The 18962-nt window shown below is 60.7% G+C and carries 17 protein-coding genes and 1 pseudogene; 5 read left to right on the top strand and 13 right to left on the bottom strand.

The window, feature by feature from the left end:
* Positions 1–265 precede the first annotated feature (265 nt).
* The 4 genes from KHQ26_RS01470 (at position 266) to KHQ26_RS01455 (ending at position 4243) form a co-directional block, all read left to right on the top strand.
* Complete coding sequence (locus KHQ26_RS01470; protein WP_020805120.1) at positions 266–1465, top strand: MFS transporter; 1200 nt, start codon at positions 266–268, stop codon at positions 1463–1465.
* Between the two features lie 116 nt (positions 1466–1581).
* Positions 1582–2016, top strand: coding sequence for a VOC family protein (locus tag KHQ26_RS01465; protein WP_004175720.1), 435 nt, complete (start codon positions 1582–1584; stop codon positions 2014–2016).
* Positions 2017–2581: 565 nt separating this feature from the next.
* Positions 2582–3814 (top strand): multidrug efflux MFS transporter MdtM, encoded by a 1233-nt coding sequence (locus KHQ26_RS01460; protein ID WP_020802904.1) that lies wholly within the window; start codon positions 2582–2584, stop codon positions 3812–3814.
* 36 nt (positions 3815–3850) lie between these two features.
* Positions 3851–4243 (top strand): VOC family protein, encoded by a 393-nt coding sequence (locus tag KHQ26_RS01455; protein ID WP_020805117.1) that lies wholly within the window; start codon positions 3851–3853, stop codon positions 4241–4243.
* A 127-nt stretch (positions 4244–4370) separates the two neighbouring features.
* Here KHQ26_RS01455 and KHQ26_RS01450 read toward each other — a convergent pair whose 3' ends face one another.
* The 9 genes and pseudogenes from KHQ26_RS01450 to KHQ26_RS01410 form a co-directional block, all read right to left on the bottom strand.
* Complete coding sequence (locus KHQ26_RS01450; protein ID WP_020805114.1) at positions 4371–4958, bottom strand: DUF1062 domain-containing protein; 588 nt, start codon at positions 4956–4958, stop codon at positions 4371–4373.
* 298 nt (positions 4959–5256) lie between these two features.
* The gene (locus tag KHQ26_RS01445) at positions 5257–5979 is read right to left on the bottom strand and encodes an amino acid ABC transporter ATP-binding protein (RefSeq protein ID WP_020805118.1); all 723 of its coding nucleotides are present in this window, start codon (positions 5977–5979) and stop codon (positions 5257–5259) included.
* Entirely contained in the window at positions 5966–6730 is a 765-nt protein-coding gene (locus KHQ26_RS01440) for an amino acid ABC transporter permease (protein ID WP_004151161.1), read from the bottom strand. Before KHQ26_RS01440 ends, KHQ26_RS01445 begins: the two co-directional genes overlap by 14 nt.
* Positions 6731–6793: 63 nt before the next feature.
* The gene (locus tag KHQ26_RS01435) at positions 6794–7561 is read right to left on the bottom strand and encodes a basic amino acid ABC transporter substrate-binding protein (protein ID WP_002908376.1); all 768 of its coding nucleotides are present in this window, start codon (positions 7559–7561) and stop codon (positions 6794–6796) included.
* 92 nt (positions 7562–7653) lie between these two features.
* Positions 7654–8587: pseudogene (locus tag KHQ26_RS01430) on the bottom strand (MurR/RpiR family transcriptional regulator).
* Positions 8553–9530 carry an ABC transporter substrate-binding protein gene (locus KHQ26_RS01425; protein ID WP_009486104.1) on the bottom strand — a complete coding sequence of 326 codons (978 nt, stop codon included), beginning with the start codon at positions 9528–9530 and terminating at the stop codon, positions 8553–8555. The pseudogene KHQ26_RS01430 and the gene KHQ26_RS01425 overlap by 35 nt, the downstream one beginning before the upstream one ends.
* Positions 9520–10572 carry a FecCD family ABC transporter permease gene (locus KHQ26_RS01420; RefSeq protein WP_020805121.1) on the bottom strand — a complete coding sequence of 351 codons (1053 nt, stop codon included), beginning with the start codon at positions 10570–10572 and terminating at the stop codon, positions 9520–9522. The genes KHQ26_RS01425 and KHQ26_RS01420 overlap by 11 nt, the downstream gene beginning before the upstream one ends.
* The gene (locus KHQ26_RS01415) at positions 10569–11594 is read right to left on the bottom strand and encodes a FecCD family ABC transporter permease (protein ID WP_004200217.1); all 1026 of its coding nucleotides are present in this window, start codon (positions 11592–11594) and stop codon (positions 10569–10571) included. The genes KHQ26_RS01420 and KHQ26_RS01415 overlap by 4 nt, the downstream gene beginning before the upstream one ends.
* Complete coding sequence (locus KHQ26_RS01410; RefSeq protein WP_004143331.1) at positions 11591–12412, bottom strand: ABC transporter ATP-binding protein; 822 nt, start codon at positions 12410–12412, stop codon at positions 11591–11593. Before KHQ26_RS01410 ends, KHQ26_RS01415 begins: the two co-directional genes overlap by 4 nt.
* 505 nt (positions 12413–12917) lie before the next feature.
* On the opposite strand from KHQ26_RS01410, the gene KHQ26_RS01405 reads away from it, so the two are divergent.
* A complete protein-coding gene (locus tag KHQ26_RS01405; RefSeq protein ID WP_211777833.1) occupies positions 12918–14990 on the top strand; it encodes a TonB-dependent siderophore receptor in 2073 nt (690 codons plus the stop codon).
* Positions 14991–15217: 227 nt separating this feature from the next.
* Here the strand turns inward: KHQ26_RS01405 and KHQ26_RS01400 are convergent, their stop codons facing one another.
* Genes KHQ26_RS01400 through KHQ26_RS01385 form a run of 4 tightly spaced genes read right to left on the bottom strand, consistent with a single transcriptional unit; the run spans position 15218 to position 18957 of the window.
* The gene (locus tag KHQ26_RS01400; protein WP_004175711.1) at positions 15218–15991 is read right to left on the bottom strand and encodes an ABC transporter ATP-binding protein; all 774 of its coding nucleotides are present in this window, start codon (positions 15989–15991) and stop codon (positions 15218–15220) included.
* Entirely contained in the window at positions 15985–16980 is a 996-nt protein-coding gene (locus tag KHQ26_RS01395) for an ABC transporter permease (RefSeq protein WP_004148681.1), read from the bottom strand. Before KHQ26_RS01395 ends, KHQ26_RS01400 begins: the two co-directional genes overlap by 7 nt.
* Positions 16961–17998, bottom strand: a complete 1038-nt coding sequence (locus KHQ26_RS01390; protein WP_004189530.1) for an ABC transporter substrate-binding protein — start codon at positions 17996–17998, stop codon at positions 16961–16963. The genes KHQ26_RS01395 and KHQ26_RS01390 overlap by 20 nt, the downstream gene beginning before the upstream one ends.
* Entirely contained in the window at positions 17995–18957 is a 963-nt protein-coding gene (locus tag KHQ26_RS01385; protein WP_020805115.1) for an ABC transporter substrate-binding protein, read from the bottom strand. Before KHQ26_RS01385 ends, KHQ26_RS01390 begins: the two co-directional genes overlap by 4 nt.
* Between the last annotated feature and the right edge of the window lie 5 nt (positions 18958–18962).

Here is an 18962-nt window from a genome sequence, read left to right as displayed (position 1 = left end):
TGAATAATCGGTCATGCGTCGCGTTTTTCCCCGTCGCTCACCGGCGTCGGGGCGCTGCCGCTCCCTCCGTTATATCCTGTCGTTACCACGCTGACAACGTCACGAAATGCGGCGGCGGCGCGGCGTACAGCCCACCTGCCGCCCTGCGGCCCTTTTTTGGTAGTGATTTCAACGGTGACAACGGCCAGGCGATTAATTATTATGCAACTCAGGACGGCAATTTGCCGAAGGATCCACTACTGACCTCTCCGTCATCGGAAATATAATGTTTAACCCAGACCAGAATCGTCTTGCCCCCACGCTGGCGATGATCATGGCCGCGTCGCTTGTGGGATTTATCACCGGCTATACGGTGCCGTTAATCAGTCTTGAGCTGGCGCAGCAGCAGATCGCGCCGCTGTACGTCGGCCTGCTGGCCGCCCTGCCGCCCGCCGGCATGATGATCTCCTCTTTCCTCTCTCCTGCGCTGTGCCGGCGCGTTGAAATGGGCGTGCTGCTGAGCGGCAGTCTGATCCTGCTGGCGCTGGCGACCATCGCCTCATGCATGACTACCGATATGACGCTGCTTTTGCTGCCGCGCCTGCTGACCGGCCTGGCCTCCGGGGTCATTATCGTACTCGGCGAAAGCTGGATCACCGGCGGCGCGGCGGGCAGCCAGCGCGCTACCCTCACCGGTCTCTACGCCTCGGCCTTTACCGGCTGCCAGCTGGCCGGGCCGCTGCTGATCTCCGTCGGCCCAGTCTGGCAGACCTCAGCGCTGATAGCGATTGTCGCGGTCACCGCCGTCTGCCTGCTGATGCTGCGCCATCTGCCCACCGGCACTCGTGAAAGCCTCGGGGAGCGCGCCAGCTGGCGCAGCCTCGGCGCCTTTCTGCCGGTACTGGCCTCCGGGGTCTTCTGCTTCGCCTTCTTTGACGCCAGCATTCTCGCCCTGCTGCCGCTGTACGGCATGGACAAAGGGCTGAATGAAGGGCTGGCGGTGCTGCTGGTCACCGTGGTGCTGACCGGAGATGCGATGTTCCAGACCCCGCTCGGCTGGCTGGCCGACCGGGTCGGGATTCGCCGCGTGCATCTGAGCTGCGCGGTGGTTTTCAGCCTGTCGCTGCTGGCCCTGCCGCTGATGCTCGGCTCGCGCATTCAGCTGATGGCCATTTGTCTGCTGCTGGGCGCCGCGGCGGGCGCGCTTTATACCCTGTCGCTGGTGCGGGCGGGGAAAACCTTCAATGGGCAGAAGCTGATTATGATTAACGCCCTGTTCGGCTTTTTCTGGTCCGCCGGCAGTGTGGCCGGGCCGGTAGTCAGCGGCATGCTGATCGGCATCACTGGTTACGATGGCCTGATCGTCACCCTGGTGGCCAGCGGCGTGCTGTTCCTGTTGATTCAGTGTCTGTGCAAAAACGAGAAAACCCTGCTTGCCAGTGAGCAGGAAGATGACATGGACGAGGCGACGGAGTCCGCACGGTAGTCCTCACGGGCTGGCCTGGCGCCAGCCCTTTTTTATGGCCCTCACCGGAGGGTATCCTGTTCTTGCTGGCTCACTGCTGTTAACCATTGCCGGCCCCCCAGCCGAGAGGAAATCCCATGGAAAGTAATACCTTACATCGTGGCAGATTGATCGATCATATTCTGCTGGTTGTCGAAGACTTTGAGGCAAGCAAAAACTTCTATACCGCCGTACTGTCGGCGCTGGAGATCCCGGTTATCACCACCGCCAATGAATACTTGCTGGCCGACGAACTGGTGGTGGCCTCACGCCACAGCCCGGAGGCTGCCGGGAAACTGACTGGGCGCCACCACCTGGCATTCCAGGCCAGAGATCGTGACATGGTGGACGCTTTTTACCATGCGGCGCTGACCCATGGCGGACGTGATAACGGCGCGCCTGGCGAACGACACTATCATCCTGGTTACTACGCCGCTTTTGTGCTGGATCCGCAGGGGAATAATATTGAGGCGGTGTACCATGGCAAGGCTGAGCGCAGCGCCGGGTCTGTTGCGATCAGCTTCACGCAGTAAGCGGGCGAAAGTCACATTTTCTTACCTGCGCAATTCCCATAACAAATGTGTGTGTTATCATTTCCTTAATGAATAATTCATACCCATAGCTGAGGCGTCGATGCTGGAAAACCTAATCATCTGATAATCAGACTTCCGACCATCACTGGCCGGACTGATTATCACTGCGCTGAAATCGAATGCGGACACTGGCGAGTGTTCGCCTATTTTGCCCATGATGATGACAAAGGTTTCCCGGTATGAATGTTTCCCCTCAGGAGCAAGCGACTTTATTCATTCTCGTCCCCTGCGGACAAACGCTCCACATCCACGCGATGGCAGCGAGACCCCTCCCTCGCATAAGAAACGTCACCCCCAGCCAGTTAACCCGGTGCGTTATCCCTCTGCCATGCTCGATCACTCCCTCTGCATGCCGTTGCGTTGCCTTACCCAATGACAGTCGCCGGGCGAATTTTATCTTTCGGTTTGTCATTCCGCGGCCAGCCTGTGACGACAGCCGCAAGGGATCCACATCAACCAGGCCCCGATACCAGGGAAACCGTCACCGACCAGGGAGTCTTCGCGTATGAAATTAGCGTTGGGACCGTACATCCGTTTTAGCAGAATCTTGTTATTTCCGCTGGCGATGGTTATCTATGATTTTTCTGCTTATCTGACTACCGATCTCATTCAGCCGGGTATTATCCACATCATCCGGGAGTTTGAGGCTGATGTTGCGTTAGCCCCGGCCTCCGTCAGCCTCTATTTAGCCGGGGGGCTGGCATTACAGTGGCTGCTGGGGCCGCTCTCCGACCGCATTGGTCGCCGCCCCGTACTACTGACCGGAGCCATCATCTTTGCTTTGGCCTGCTTCAGCATGATCTTTGTCACGTCGATTGATCAATATCTTATCGCCCGTTTTATCCAGGGAACCAGTATCTGCTTCATTTCGACAGTCGGTTATGTCTCCATCCAGGAGGCTTTTGATGAAAAAGAGTCTATCCGCATTATGGCGGCGCTGACATCCATCGTTTTGCTGGCGCCGGTAATCGGGCCCCTGGCGGGCGCTGGCCTGATGAATTTCCTGCACTGGAAGTTATTGTTTGCGATCATCGGCGCCATGAGCTTGCTGGCCTGGGCGTTACTGATTTTTAACATGCCAGAAACGGTCACCTCTCAGGGCCGGGGGTTTCGTCCGGGAGAGGTATTTTCCGAGTTTGTCCGCGCCTTTAAACAGCCGGTGGTGCTCACGGGCGCGCTGGCGTTGTCATTCAGTAACCTGCCGATAATCACCTGGGTAGCACTCTCTCCGGTGATCCTGATCGATGACGGCGGGATGTCGCGCGGCGCCTATGCCTGGACCCAGGTGCCTGTCTTTGGCGGCGTTATTATTGCCAGCATCATCGTGGCCCGTTTTATCAAGGATCCGACCTCTCCCCGCTTTATCTGGCGCACTATCCCGATACAGCTGACCGGGTTGTTGGTATTACTGGCGGGAAATATTGCATGGCCCCATACCTGGTGGTGGTCCGTTTCAGGAACGAGTCTCTATGCCCTCGGAACAGGCCTGTTGTTCCCCGTATTATTCCGTTTTGCGCTTTTTTCCCACTCCCTGCCGAAAGGGACGGTTTCAGCCACCATCAACATTGTGGCGCTCAGTTTTATGGCGGCCTCGGTGGAAGTAGCGCGCTGGGTTTACTTCCAGGCTGGCGGCAGAATAGCCTTTCACTGCCTGGCGCTGATAGCGGGAATCGTCGTCATCATGCTGGTCTCGCGCTTGTTAAAACTCCGTCAACAACATCTCCTTCAGCCAACCTGAAGGTTTAGGCCTTTTTGCCCGCAACAGGAGAACACTATGTTTTCATACATTATGCTGGGAACGAACGATCTGCCACGCGCCATCAAGTTCTATGACCCGTTAATGGCGCTGCTGGGACACGTCAAAGCCGGCCGTAACGAACAGGGGGCGTCCTGGGGCACCTTCAACGGCAATCACACCTGCGGGCTGTGCGTGGGTGTTCCTTTTGACCAGCAGCCTGCCGGGGTGGGTAATGGAACGATGGTGGCGCTTAACGCCCGCTCCGTCGCACATATTGCGGAACTGCATGCCCTCGCCCTGCAACTCGGCGGACGTGACGAAGGCGGTCCCGGTCACTGGCCGCAGTATGGCGACGGTTTTCACAGCGCCTACGTCCGCGATCCCGACGGCAATAAGCTGGCGTTTGTTTACTATGCGTCTGCAGATTGAATGGCTGCAGCGGAGGTGGCTTATGCAGGCGGAGATAAGGGAGTCAGGACGGCCAACTTCGCCATCCTTATTCACCGAGGAATAAAAAGCCAGCAGCTCAAGCGCTGCGGCTTATCTTCCCGGCAAGTTATCTACCGCAAAGTGATAACGTAATCCGGCGTCGCGCATACAGCGTTTCCGCCGCCAGCTGAAAATCATATTCCATCGCCTTCAGCTTTTTCGTCTTGAGCTGTTTTAGTGGAATACCCTCGATATGCCCTGTCGCGACCAACCACCGGATTTCAGCCGTACTCAGCTTGAGCTGTTTTTTCAGTATTGATAGCAGGCTGATGCGAAATGGCTGACTGACTCTGACGCGCACCGTTATCCGCTGACATGCCATCAACGTAACCGACCATTGCTCGTGAATACGAAAATCAGGTTGCCCCGACGGCTCGGCGCGGTTGCGCTTCAGCGTCGCGAGGTCAGCGGCATAATAGTGAACCATGGCTGCATCGTTCTGCAGCAGGCGCTGAAGCAGTTCACGGTTTATCTTGCTGACGTGCAGCCTGGAAAACAGGGCGATATTCCAGGTGTAATCGCAGTGCGTGCATTTATAGATGCTCCAGATATCCAGCAGCTTCTTTTGCGAATTCACCCGGATGGCGCCGGAAGGCGCGAAGTCGCGTTTTACATTGCAGGCGGGGCAGCGTTTGGCAATGTGCTGATACCCCACGGGCGTGATCGTCCATGTAACTGTCATAACGTACCTTTTTTAACCCATACGAAACCGAGTCCGTCATTAACGGACCATGATTTTTGGCGTATGAAAAATAGTTAATCGCTATTTTTCAGTGGGTTAAAAAAAGATTTCCAACGTTATTTTCCTGGAGAAGTCCTAATCGACACCCTGAGATTAACAAAGGGGTTATCGCGGGATATATGAGCCCTGTCAATGTTTGCGCGGATGATTAAAAGCTTCGTCAATACACCCGGAATGCTCAGCGGGCTGGCATCGCGCCAGCCCGCCCGGTTTACAGCACCTTGCTGAGGAACGCGGCGGTGCGTGGGTTGCTCGGCGCGCTAAAGATCTGCCCCGGCTTGCCCTCTTCCTGAATCACGCCCTGGTCGATGAAGATCACCCGGTCGGCCACTTCGCGGGCAAAGCCCATTTCGTGGGTCACGATCACCATGGTCATCCCCTCGCTGGCGAGGTTTTTCATCACCTCCAGCACGTCGCCCACCAGCTCCGGATCCAGCGCCGAAGTGGGCTCATCGAACAGCATTATCGACGGCTTCATCGCCAGTGCGCGGGCGATGGCTACCCGCTGCTGCTGGCCGCCGGACAGGCTCGAGGGCCAGGCGTCGCGCTTATCGCTTAAGCCCACCTTCGCCAGCAAGGCTTCGGCCAGGTCGATAGCCTGCTGGCGCGGCATATTGCGCAGATTCATCGGCGCCATGATCAGGTTTTCCAGCACCGTCATGTGCGGGAACAGGTTAAAGCGCTGGAACACCATGCCGACGCTTTCGCGCATCTTGTTGAGGTCGGTGGTCCGGTCGTGGGCGGCAAAGCCGTTAACCACCACCTCGCCTTCGCTGACCGTCTCCAGGGCGTTCATGCAGCGCAGGAAGGTGCTTTTCCCCGAGCCGGATGGGCCGATGATGCACACCACTTCCTGCGGTTTAATATCGCAGCTGATGCCGCGCAGCACGTGGCTGTCGCCGAAGCGCTTATGTAAGTTATTAATGTGAATCACTTTTGCCAAACCTCTTTTCCAGACGGTTAACCAGCTGCGCCAGCAGGAAGGTGATCACCCAGTAGACCAGAGAGATGGTCAGGTAGGGTTCCCAGTAGGTGGCGTAGGCGCCGGAGACGGTGCGCGCGGCATAGGCCAGATCGGCCAGGCCAATCGCCGAGGCCAGCGACGAGTCTTTGACAATGGCGATGGCGTTATTGCCCAGCGGCGGCAGAATACGGCGAAACGCCTGCGGCAGGATCACCTTGCGCATGGTTTTCCACCACGGCATGCCCAGCGCGCGGGAGGCCTCCATCTGCCCTTTGTCGATCGACTGGATGCCGGCGCGGAAAATTTCCGACACATAGGCCCCGGCGTTAAGGGTGATCGCCACGATGCAGGAGAGGAACGCCCCGTAGCTGGCGCGCAGCTCGCGGGCAAAGTCGGCGCTCATCAGGCCGCTGGTCACCAGCAGGCCGTCGCGCGGGTTGATAAACAGCGGCACCAGCGCAAAGTGCACCACCATAATCTGCACGAACAGCGGCGTGCCGCGGAAGGCGCTGACGTAAAAGCGCACCGGAAACTGCACCAGGTAGCGGAGAATATATTTCCACGGCCCGTGCTCGGCCTTCGCCATCCGCCCGAGACCGAGAGTTAACCCCCACAGCGTCCCGAGGATCACGCAGATAATGGTACATTTAATCGTCATCAGGGCGCCGTCCACAAACAGCGGGCCGTACTCCTCGATGATCTCCCAACGGAATCCCGTCATAGTCCTTCCCTAAAAAATACGGCTATCGCCTGGGCGATAGCCGTGGTCACTGAAAAAGGTGGATTATTGCGCTGGCAGCGTCGGCACGTTGTCGTCGAACCAGGTTTTATAGATTTTGGCGTAAGTCCCGTCAGCAACGATCTTTTGCAGCCCGGCGTTGATTTTGCCCAGCAGTTCACTGTTGCCTTTCGCCACCGCAATACCGAAATACTGACGCTCAAATTTGGCATCCGGCACCAGCTTGAACTGCTTCTCCGGGTGCTGTTTGATGTAGTACTTCACCACCCCGACGTCGCCAACCGCGGCGCTGACGCCGTCCTCAAACAGCTCCTGGAGCATCAGCGGGGTATTGTCGAAGCGCTTGATCGCGGTGCTGTTTTTACCCAGCACCTCAGAAACCACGATATCGCCGGTGCTGGAGTTCACCACCCCGACCTTCTCGTTTTTCAGGGCCGCCAGCGAATCCACCTGCGAGTCCTGAGCGACGACGATAGACTGTTCGGCCGGGAAGTACGGCGCGGAGAAATCGACCATCTGTTTGCGTTTATCGGTGATGGTGATCCCGGAGATGATGATGTCGCGGTCGCCGGTGTTCAGCGTGGCGAAGATGCCTTCCCATGGGGTATTGACCAGCTTAACGTCAAAGCCTTCGGCTTTGGCGATGGCTTTGATGATGTCGATGTCGAAACCTTCCAGCTGTTTCTGGCTGTTTTCAAATTCAAACGGCCGGTAGGTGCCGCCGGAGCCGACGGTATAGGTTTCCGCAGCCGCCTGTCCGGCAGCCGTCAGCGCGGCTATCATGCAACACGCTTTGAGCAAATTCTTGACCATGAGATTTCCTTTTTATGCATTTATTTTGCATAAAAATACACACACTCACTTTTATATGCAACCGGAAACCTTCCCGCTGGTGAATTATCTTCTCAATGGCCCCGTTTACCGCCGGATTTACCGATAGCCCGATGCAGATCGTTGATTCGTTTCAGGGATTTCACCGTTTTTTGTGGCGTGGTAGAGGCCACCGACAGGACAATCATCTCGAGACAGACCAGCACCGTACCGTGCAGCGGCATCCGGCTACTGTCCCCGCCGCGCGGGACGTCGATCACCACCTGCGCCTCCTGGCTGAAGCGCGAGTCCACCGCCTGGGTCAGCAGGATGGTCGGAATACCCAGCCGCTTCGCCTCGCGCAGGGTGGTCAACCCTTCGCGATGGGGGGATTTTTGCCCCATCATGATCAGCACATCGCCGCGCTGCAGGCCGATAAGCTGTTCGGCAAGGCTAAAGCCCGTGCGGTTCATCACGTACGCCGGCAGGCCAATACGGCTGAACAACCGGGCGGTGTATTCGGCGAGGATCCCCGAGGCGCCGATACCGAAGATCCCCACCTGGCGCGCGTCGCTGAGCAATGCCACCGCCTGAGCCACCGCCGCGCGGTTGTCGGCCCGCGACAGGACCTCGCACACCCGCTGATGGCCTTCAAGCACAAAATCAATACTGGAGTTGACGTCGCTGGAGAGCGCGGTAACCGTCGAGCGCATCTTTTCCGCCGAGGTGACCGAGGTGCCGAACCAGCGCTCCATGGTCTGCTTAAGCTCGCGCAGCCCGGCGAAGCCCAGCGCCTGGATGGCGCGCACCACCGTGGCGTCGGAGGTCTGGGTCGCGGTGGCGATCTCCATCGCGGTATGCTCCAGCACCACCTCGCGGTTGTCGTTGATATAGCTGACCACCGCCCGCAGCCGGGGGGAGAGCTGGTGCGCCCGGGCGCGATAGCGTTCGCCGAACAGATCGACTTTGCCCTTCTCTTTTTTTACCGCGCTTTTCATTTGGCCTCCGCCGGGATCGGCCTGCCGGCAATATGCGACTGCACCTGGGCCACCATCAGAGACAGCGCGGCGTAGGAGTTGGAGATCACCTCTTCCCGCGGCAGTAAAATATAGTGCCCGGTGCGGCAGGCGCGCATAAAGTCGCACCAGCCGGGCATCACGCCCTCCATCGCCTGCAGCTCATCCTGCGGCTTACCGCCGGTATCCGACCGCCAGGTAGCGAAGACAAAATCAGCGTCCAGCTCCGGCAGCTGTTCCGCGCTGACGTCAATGCGCTGACCATCGGGGATCCGCTCAATCAGCGGCGGAAAGCGGAACCCGGCGTCGCGCAGCACCCGGCCCAGCGCATGATACGAATGATGCACCGTGACCTTGCCGTTGTTCGCCTGGATCACTGAGACGCTGTACTGCGGTGGGTTGACCATCGCTTTCAGCTGCTTGATTTGCTCCTGATAGCGGCGCTCGAGGATCGCCAGCCGCGGCTGGGTGCCGGTCAGCTGCGCCAGCTTGCGGTAAATCTCCGGGGCGCTGCCCTGCAGATGGTCGATGCTCACCGTCGGGGCAATCTTCTCCAGTTGCTCCACTGACACGTGGCGGCTGGGCTCAGTGATGATCAGATCCGGCCTGGCGGCGGCTACCGCTTCCAGATCGATATCGGCGGTGCCAATAAAGCGGATATCGCTGTTGTCGAAATCGACGCCGGTGAGCTGGGCGCTGGATCGCAGGTAGTGGCTACCGTCCGGGCGCGTCCGGCCGTGGCTGGCGATCGGCGGCGCCCCGAGCTCAATCAGCGGAATGGTAATATCGAGATCGTGCATCGAAACGATACGCTGCGGATGCAGCGGGACGGTGACGGTGCGGCCTAAATCATCGGTGAAAGTTTGAGTTTGTGGGTCGGCGGCGCTGACGGCCCCCGTCAGCAACAGCAGCAATGAGACGAACCAACGCATACTACCTTCCTGGTTAAAGGGCATCACGGCGACGCCAGAGCAAGATAACGAAGAACGGGCAGCCCACCAGGGCAATGACAATCCCCGCCGGGATCTGCAGCGGGGCAAACGCCAGCCGGCCAAGGGTATCGGTCGCCAGCACCAGCAAGGCGCCAATCAGCGCGCTGCCGCACAGCAGCGATACCTGGCCGCCGCGCAGCACAAAACGCGCCATATGCGGCGCCATCAGGCCCACAAAGCCCAGGCTGCCGACGCAGGAGACGCTGGCCGAGGTCAGCAGCACCGGTGCGAAAAAGCGCAGCACCGTCAGCTGCTGCAGACGTACGCCGAGGCCGACAGCGATCCGGTCGCCCAGCAGTGCCACGTCCGCCGCCCGGGCGGTACAGAACAGGATGATGGCCCCGGGCAGCGCCCAGCAAAAAGCCACCGCCAGCAGCGGCCAGGTGGCGGTCTGCAGGCTGCCCGCCAGCCAGATCATCGCCGTCTGCACGTCGCGTACGTCGGCGGTGGTCATAAAGATGCCGACCGCGGCCGCCAGGCTCCAGGAGACGCCGATGCCAATTAAAATAAAGCGCGGCCGCGAACAGTCGCGGGCCAGCGTCAGGACCAGCAGGGCCACCGCTATGCCGCCGACCATCCCCGCCAGCGGCCGCCAGACCAGGCCTACCGCCGGGAAAAACAGCACCAGCGCCAGGACCACGATGCTGGCCCCCTCTTTGACGCCGATCAGCCCCGGGTCGGCCAGCCCGTTACGGGTGATGCTCTGCATCGCCGCGCCGGCCAGCCCCAGCATGGCCCCGCACAGCAGCGCCATCAGGATCCGCGGCAGGCGGATATCAAACAGAATAAAGCGCGGCTGCTCGCCCATCTCCTGCGGCGCCAGCAGGGCCCGCGCCAGCGTCGACGCGGGCAGCGGATAGCTGCCGCGGCTAAGGCTGTACAGCCCCAGCGCCAGCAGCGTCAGCACTATGCTGGCGGCAATTTTTAACGCCGCAGGACGAAGCAGCAGATGACGGGAGGCGAAAGCCAGCGGCCGAAAACCGGCCCGGTGAACGGCGCGCGTCATTTAAAAAACCTCGCGGCGATAAAGATAAACAACGGCGCGCCCACCAGGGCGGTCATCGCTCCGGTGGCCAGCTCCTGCGGCGCGACCAGCGTCCGGGCGGCGATATCCGCCAGCACCAGCGCCAGCGCTCCCACCGGCGCGGCCAGGGGCAGCGCCAGGCGGATGTCTTCCGTCACCAGACGGCGCACCACGTGCGGCACCACCAGCCCGACGAAGCCGATCGGCCCGGCCACCGCCACCGCCGCGCCGCAGAGCAGCGCAATCGCCAGCAGGCCCAGCAGCCTCGTCTGGACGAGATTAACGCCAAGGCCCAGCGCCACCTTATCCCCCAGCGCCAGCACGTTGAGGCGTGGGGCAATGAGCAGCGCGACGCCAAGGCCGATCAGCGCCGGGACCAGCGCCGTCTGCAGCGTGCTCCAGTTCAGTCCGGCCAGGTCGCCGGCCAGCCAGGTGCGCATCGCCAGCAGCGTCTGTTCATCGAGAATTAATATCGCCGCCGTCACCGCCGACGCAAACCCTGACAGCGCCACTCCGCACAACGTGATACGCAGCGGCGTCGCCCCGCCGCGCCCGGCAGAGGCCAGCGCCATCACGCCACCAAACAGCAGCCCCGCGCCGCAGGCGGCGGTCAGCGGGCGCCCGGCGGGGAAAGCGCCGAAGGACAGGCCCAGCGCCGAGGTCGCCACCACCGCCAGCGAGGCGCCGGCGTTAAGCCCGAGAATATGCGGCTCGCCAAGCGGGTTACGGATCACCGTCTGCAGCAGCAGCCCGGCGACGCCGAGCGCCGCGCCGGTCAGCAGCGCCGCCGCCAGCCGCACCAGACGCAGATCGATGATAATCCGCTGCTCAAAGTTGCGCGGATCGTACTCCAGCAGCGCCTGCAGTACCGTCTGCGGGGCGATCCAGCGGGCGCCTAAGCCAAGATGCACCAGCGAGGCGGCGATAAGCAGCAGCGTTAGCAGAAGCAGCGCCAGCCGGGGGCGGGGGCGACGCCGCGCGGAAAGCAGGATGGCCACGCTCATTGTGCCGCTGCCTGGCGGGCGCGAAACGGCATAAAGAACGGTTTGCCGGTTTGCGGGTTAATCGACATCTGCACGTCAACGTCAAACACGCGTTTAATCAGCTCAGGGCTACAGACATCGTTGTCGCTAATCGTGCCGGCGATGCGCCCCTGTTTAAGGAATACCAGCAGATCGGCGTAGTTCACCGCAAAGTTAAGGTCATGGAGCACCGTCACCACCGTGCGGCCATGTTCGCGGGTGAGGGTCTGGAGCAGCTCGAGGATATCGACCTGATAGCGCAGATCGAGCCAGGTGGTCGGCTCATCGAGCAGAATGGTGGCCGTTTGCTGGGCCAGCGCCATGGCGATCCAGCAGCGCTGACGCTGGCCGCCGGAGAGGCTGTCCACCGGCAGATGGGCGAATTCGGCGGTACCGGTTAAGCGCAGCGCCTCCTCTACCGCCAGCTCATCGGCCTCGGACCACTGGCGCATCAGTCCCTGCCACGGGTAGCGCCCGCGCGAGACCAGCTCGAAAACGGTCAATCCTTCCGGGGTCAACGGCGATTGCGGGAGGATGCCCAGCTGCCGCGAGACGGTCTTCGTCGGCATCTGGTGAATGGCTTGCCCGTCCAGACGCACGCAGCCGCCGAGCGGTTTCAGCATTCTGGCGATAGTCGAGAGCAGCGTGGATTTGCCGGATCCGTTCGCCCCGGCCAGCACCGTCATTTTGCCGGTGGGAATGGTCAGGTTGATATCGTCAACGATCAGGGTCTGGCCGTAGCCGGCCGACAGGGCATCCAGTACGATCCCCTGCTCTGCAGGTTTCACCCGCTGTGGCATAACTCGCTCCTGCGCCGCAGCGTTCCAGGCGATAGCTGGACATTCTGCAGTCAAATCAAAATAAATCTCATTCTCTTTTGATCATGACGGGGATGAATGTAGTAGTCAATACTCGCCCTCGTCTTCAGACGGGGACGCTGACTACAGCGAGGCTGTGCCAACGCAATATAATTAAAATAAAATAATATCAGATAGATAAATACAGAACATTCCCTACTGGAGGTGTTTAAAACGTCCTGTTCCTCGCCGTTGAATTTTTATCTTGCATAACGTTTACTACTACATCCCTTCATGATTGAATGATTCTCAATTACACATCTGAAGGCGCATTCAGACGCTAAACAGAGTGCTTTTATTATTCAGGGCAATGATTTTATTGGCTTAATCTGACCGCAAAGGCAGATTCGTTCACGAGAAACAGATAATGACTCAACCCCATGTCGCCTGCAGGACGTTGCCAGGGCGCGCGCTTTTTTCGCTTCTTTTTTTAGCCTCACCGGGATTAATGGCCGCCGACAATCGCGCGGCGAAAAGTACTAACGACGCGGAAGAGACCATCACCGTAGTGGCCGACGGCGCGCAGCAGAGCGCCACCAGCGGCTATCAGCCGCTCAACTCCGCCACCGCGACGCTAACCTCGATGCCGCTGCTGGATATTCCCCAGGTGGTCAATACCGTCAGCGATCGCGTTCTCGAAGATCAGCACGCCACCTCACTCGATGAGGCGCTGTATAACGTCGCTAACGTGGTGCAGACCAACACCCTCGGCGGTACCCAGGACGCCTTTACCCGCCGCGGCTTCGGCGCCAACCGCGACGGCTCGATCATGACCAACGGCCTGCGCACCGTGCTGCCGCGCAGCTTTAACGCCGCCACCGAACGGGTGGAAGTCCTGAAGGGGCCCGCCTCGACGCTGTACGGTATCCTCGACCCCGGCGGGCTGATCAACGTCATCACTAAACGGCCGGAGCGGCAGTTCTCCGGTTCGGTTTCCGGGACCTCCACCAGCTTTGGCGGCGGCACCGGCAGCGTCGACATCACCGGCCCCATCGAAGGCACAAATCTGGCGTACCGACTGATCGGCGAATATCAGAATGAGGATTACTGGCGCAATTTCGGTAAAAACAAAAGCAGCTTTATCGCCCCTTCCCTGACCTGGTTTGGCAAGCGGGCAACGGTGACCGCGTCCTATTCGCACCGCGACTACAGCGCCCCCTTTGATCGCGGAACTATCTTCGATCTGAATACCGGCCATGCGGTTAACGTCGATCGCAAAACCCGCTTCGATGAAGCGTTTAATATTACCGATGGCTATTCCGATCTCGCTCAGCTCAACGCCGAGTATCGCCTTAACGACGCCTGGACCGCGCGCTTCGACTACAGCTACAGCCAGGATCATTACAACGATAACCAGGCGCGGGTGATGGCCTATGATTCGGCGACCGGCAACCTCACCCGCCGGGTCGATGGTACCCACGGTTCAACGCAGAAGATGCACTCCACCCGCGCCGACCTGCAGGGCAACGTGGTAGTGGGCGGCTTTTATAACGAGCTGCTGACCGGCGTCGCCTATGAGAATTACGATCTGCTGCGCACCGATATGCTGCGCTGTAAGAACGTTAAAGGCTTTAACATCTATCATCCGGTCTACGGCACTCTCGACACCTGTAATACCGTCTCCGCCTCCGACAGCGACCAGCGCATTCAGCAGGAGAGCTATGCCGCATACGTACAGGACGCGCTGTACCTGACCGACAACTGGATCGCCGTCGCCGGCGTGCGCTACCAGTACTACACCCAGTACGCCGGTAAAGGCCGACCGTTTAATGTCAATACCGACAGCCGCGATGAGAAATGGACGCCGAAAGCCGGCCTGGTCTATAAGGTCACGCCGAACGTCTCCCTGTTCGCCAACGTCGCCCAGTCGTTTATGCCGCAGTCGTCGATCGCCAGCTATATCGGCGAGCTGCCGCCGGAAGAGTCAACCTCTTACGAAGTGGGCGCCAAATTCGACCTGTTAAACGGCATTACCGCCAATATCGCGCTGTTTGATATTCACAAGCGTAACGTGCTGTACACCGAGAGCATTGGCGATGAGACGGTGGCCAAAACGGCGGGCAAAGTGCGTTCCCAGGGCGTGGAAGTGGATCTGGCCGGGTCCATCACCGATAACCTCAGCGTGATCGCCAGCTACGGCTACACCGACGCCAAAGTGCTGGAAGATCCGGATTACGCCGGGAAACCGCTGCCAAACGTACCGAAACATACCGGTTCGCTGTTCCTGACCTATGACATTCATAACGTCTATAACAGCAACACCCTGACCGTCGGCGGCGGCGGCCACGCGGTCAGCAAGCGCTCCGGCACCAACGGCGCGGATTATTATCTGCAGGGCTATGCGGAGGCGGATGTGTTTGCCGCCTATAAGATGAAGCTGCAGTATCCGGTGACACTGCAGGTGAATGTGAAGAACCTGTTTGATAAGACCTATTACACTTCCTCGATCGGCACCAATAACCTCGGCAACCAGATTGGCGACCCGCGCGAAGTGCAGTTCACGGTGAAGATGGATTTTTAAGCCGGACCATGGCGTCGCGCCGGATATTCATTGCCGGGCGGCGCTGCGCTTGCGCCGGCCTACCTTTCCGTGACATTTGTCGCAGTTCGTAGGCCCGGTAAGGCGCAGCCGCCACCGGGCAAAAACAGGCGCCTGGCGCCGGATGCCCATTGCCGGGCGGCGCTGCGCTTGCGCCGGCCTACGTTTCCGTGACATTTGTCGCAGCGCCACCGGGGAATGCGTTCAGCTTACCAGTCCGCCTCCTGGCCGAGGATGCGCAATATATCCTGACGATGCTGCAGCAGCTGCGGGTTATCGCGATGACGGGGAAAAGCCAGCGGCAGCGCAAACTCGGCAATAATCCGCCCTGGACGCGGCGACATCACCAGCACCCGCTCGCACAGCAGCAGCGCCTCTTCGATATCGTGGGTCACCAGCAGGCTGGTATACCCCTGCTGCTGCCAGAGGGCGATCAGCTCCCGCTGCATACTGATGCGGGTCAGCGAATCGAGTTTGCCCAACGGCTCGTCGAGCAGCAGCAGACGCGGTTCGTTCAACAAGGCGCGCGCCAGCGCCGCACGCTGCGCCATACCCCCGGACAGCTGCCGCGGCCACGCCTCGCTGAAGGCCTGCAGCCCGATGCGGTCAATCAGCGCGTCTGCCTTCGCCTCCAGCCCCTTTTTGCCCTGCGCCTGCGGGCCCAGCAGCACGTTCTGCCGCACCGTCAGCCACGGATAGAGCGTCGGATCCTGAAACACAAGGATCCGCTCCGGCCCCGGGGCGCCGGGCGCCGCGCCGTCGATCTGCATCTGTCCGCTCTGCGGCGCTTCCAGCCCCGCCAGCAGCCGCAGCAGGGTTGATTTACCGCAGCCGGAAGGGCCCAGCAGCGCCACGCTTTCCCCCGGGCGCAGCTGCAGGCTGATATTCTCCAGCACCGGTACCGTCTGTTTGCCAAGCGTAAACGCATGATGAAGATGGCTGATGGATACCGCCGCGCCGCGCGCTATCGTCTCGGTTACCATTGCATCCCTCCTCGCTGCCAGCTCAGCAGCCGGTCACGCAGCATAAATAATCCGCTTATCAGGCCGGAGCATAACAAGGCCATCACCAGCAGCGCGGCATACATATTCGGATAGGCCGCCCAGCCCTGGGCCCACTGGAGGTAAAAGCCGATCCCCGACTTCACCCCGACCATTTCGGCGACAATCAGCACCGAAAACGACGCGCCGAGCCCCATAAACAGGCCGACAAAGACGTTCGGCAACGCGGCGGGGATCGCCACCCGCAGGATCAGGAAACGCTGGCTGGCGCCGAGGGTCCGCGCCACGTCGTACCACGCCTTATCTATGCCCATCACTCCGGACCAGGTCAGCACCGTGACCGGGAACCAGGTGCTCAGCGCGATCAAAAACACGCTGGCGCCGAAGCTCGAGGGAAAAATAAACAGGCACAGCGGCAGCAGCGCGGTGGACGGCACCGGCCCCAGCAGACGTAACACCGGATGCACCCAGTAGCCAATCCGTTGCGACCAGCCGATGGCCAGACCGGTGATGAACCCGCTGCTGGTACCCAGCAGCACACCGAGCCCCAGCAGCCCCAGGGAGTGCAGCAGGCTGTCGAGCAGGCGCGGCCAGTCGTCGTGAAGCACCTCGATCAGCGCCTGCGGCGGCGCGAAGAATGGTACCGGCAACACGGCAGTTTTGGCGGTCAGCCCTTCCCAGACAGCAAACAGCACCGGCAGCAGCGCCAGCCACTTGCCGGCATGCAGCACACGCGCGCCGCGCGCCCGCCAGTAGCGATAGCTCAGCGCCAGCAGCAGCAAGCCGCCGCCGAGGGTGAATTGCGCCAGCGCCCAGCCTTCGCTAAACGGCCAGCGCCGCCCGGCGTCGGGCCAGGTCAGAGTAAACAGACCACCCAGCAGCCACAGCGCGGCGGCCAGCAGCCCTTCTCCCCACAGCGGCGCGCGGCCGGTGGGGCGCGCCAGAGCCTGCTCAGGCGAATACGTTGGCATAGATACTCTCCGCGAACTGATGGGGATCGGTACCCGGCTTGATCACCTGCACCCGCTGCAGGTCGACCGCATACTGCGTCAGCTCTTTCACGAACGCTTCGCCCACCGCGTGATGGCCGTGGCCCTGCCCGTGGAGGATGCCGCTCACCTCCGCTTCACTGGTATTCAGGGCATGGGCGAGGAAGGATTGCGCCACGCTTTCCGGATGCGCAGCGGCATAGCTGTGCGCCTCAAGGATCGCCTGGGTGAGCGCCGCGGCGGCCGGTTTATGGTCCCGCGCCAGGCTCCCGCTCACCCCCAGCACGCAGCAGCTGAGGTTGGCATAATCCCCGGTCATATTGCTGGCGATCAGCTGATACTTACCGGTCTCCAGCAGACGATAGCTAAACGGCTCGCTGCCGCTGATGGCGGCGATTTCGCGCTTGTCCAGCGCCACGCTGAGCAGATCCGCCGGGTAGACTTTCCACTGCACGTCGCTGATCGGGTCGATACCGTGGCGCTTAAGCAGAATGGCGAAGAAGTTTTTATCCGGTCCGGCCATGTCGGTGACGCCGATGGTTTGACCCTTCAGGCTCTCGAGGCCGCCGAACGGCGAGTCTTTAGCCGTCAGCAGGTTCAGACAGCCGCCGTGGGTCCCGGCGGTGAGCTTGACGTCAAAGCCCTGCTCCAGCGCCTTCAGCCAGCGCAGCGCCATCCCCACCCCGGCGTCGGCCTTACCGGTGGCGATCGCCTCCAGCAGCACATCGGTGGAGCTGCCGAAGTTAACAAACTCAACGTCGAGGTTGTATTTACTGAATATCTTCTGCTGCTCGGCGACGGCGACCGGCGCGAGGCATACCGCGCTTTTGTTGATCGCCAGCTTGATCTTGTAGGGCTCTGGCAGGCGCAGCGCCGGATGGGCATCGCCGCCGGCCATGTCCGCCATATCATGAGCCCACAGCGGCAGAGAGACCCCGGCTAGCGCCAGGCCGCCGCTGAGCTGTAAAAAACGGCGGCGGGAAAAAGGGGTTCTGGTCATGGCGTCACCTCGGCGGCGGGCACGCTAAAACGGCGGTCAAAGGTCGGCTTCACGTCCAGCCGGGTGCGGATCAGGCCGTTGGCGAGATAAAAGTCCGCCGTTGCCTGCTGCTGGGCCACTGTTTCCTCGGCCAGAGGCTGCCACTGCGACTGGCGGTTGGCAAACTGCGCCCGGGCGATCTCCGCCGGAAAGCGGATGATCTCCCCCAATGTTTTGCCGTAGCTGTTGAGATTGGCGTAGGCCCAGCGCTCGGCGCCGGCCAGGCGCTGGAGATAATCCTGCAGCGCGGCGCGTTTTTGCGGATCGTTAAGCGCGGAATCCGTTGCCGCGAGGAAGGTATTCCCCGGCAGCAGCCCTTTGCCGCTCACCAGGATCTGCCCCTCGTTGGTCTTCACCATTTGGGTGGTGTAGGGCTCCCAGGTCGCCCAGGCGTCCACCGAGCCGTTTAGCAACGCCACTTTGGCGTCCACCGGGCCGAGGAACACCCACTGCACCTCCTTCGGTGAAATCCCCGCCTGCTCCAGCGCTTTCAGCGCCACGAAATGACCAATCGACCCTTTACCGGTAGCGATGCGTTTGCCTTTTAAATCAGCGCCGCTTTTTAACGTGCTGCCGGGGGATACCAGCACCGCGGTCCCCGCCGGGTTGCTTTTATCCACGGCAATAGCTTTGACCGGCGCACCGTTGGCCAGGGCGAAGAGCAACGGCGCATCGCCAATGATCCCCGCGTCCACGGCGCCCGCGTTGAGGGCTTCCGCCAGCGGCGCGGCGGCCGGGAACTCGGCCCACTTAATGTCGTAAGGGAGATTTTGCAGGGCGTTGGCCGCCTCCAGCTGCGAACGCATGCCGCCTTTTTGATCGGCGATACGCACGGTAAGCCGCTCCTGCGCTGTCGCGTAGCCGCCCAGCGCCAGCAGCATCAGCGCGGCCGCCAACCGGCCTGAAAATGATAGACGCATCGTGA

The organism is Klebsiella sp. 10, from assembly GCF_018223925.1.
Classification (GTDB): domain Bacteria; phylum Pseudomonadota; class Gammaproteobacteria; order Enterobacterales; family Enterobacteriaceae; genus Klebsiella; species Klebsiella pneumoniae.
The sequence above is the reverse complement of the archived record's forward strand: the minus strand, read 5'-3'. Positions and strand labels throughout refer to the sequence as shown.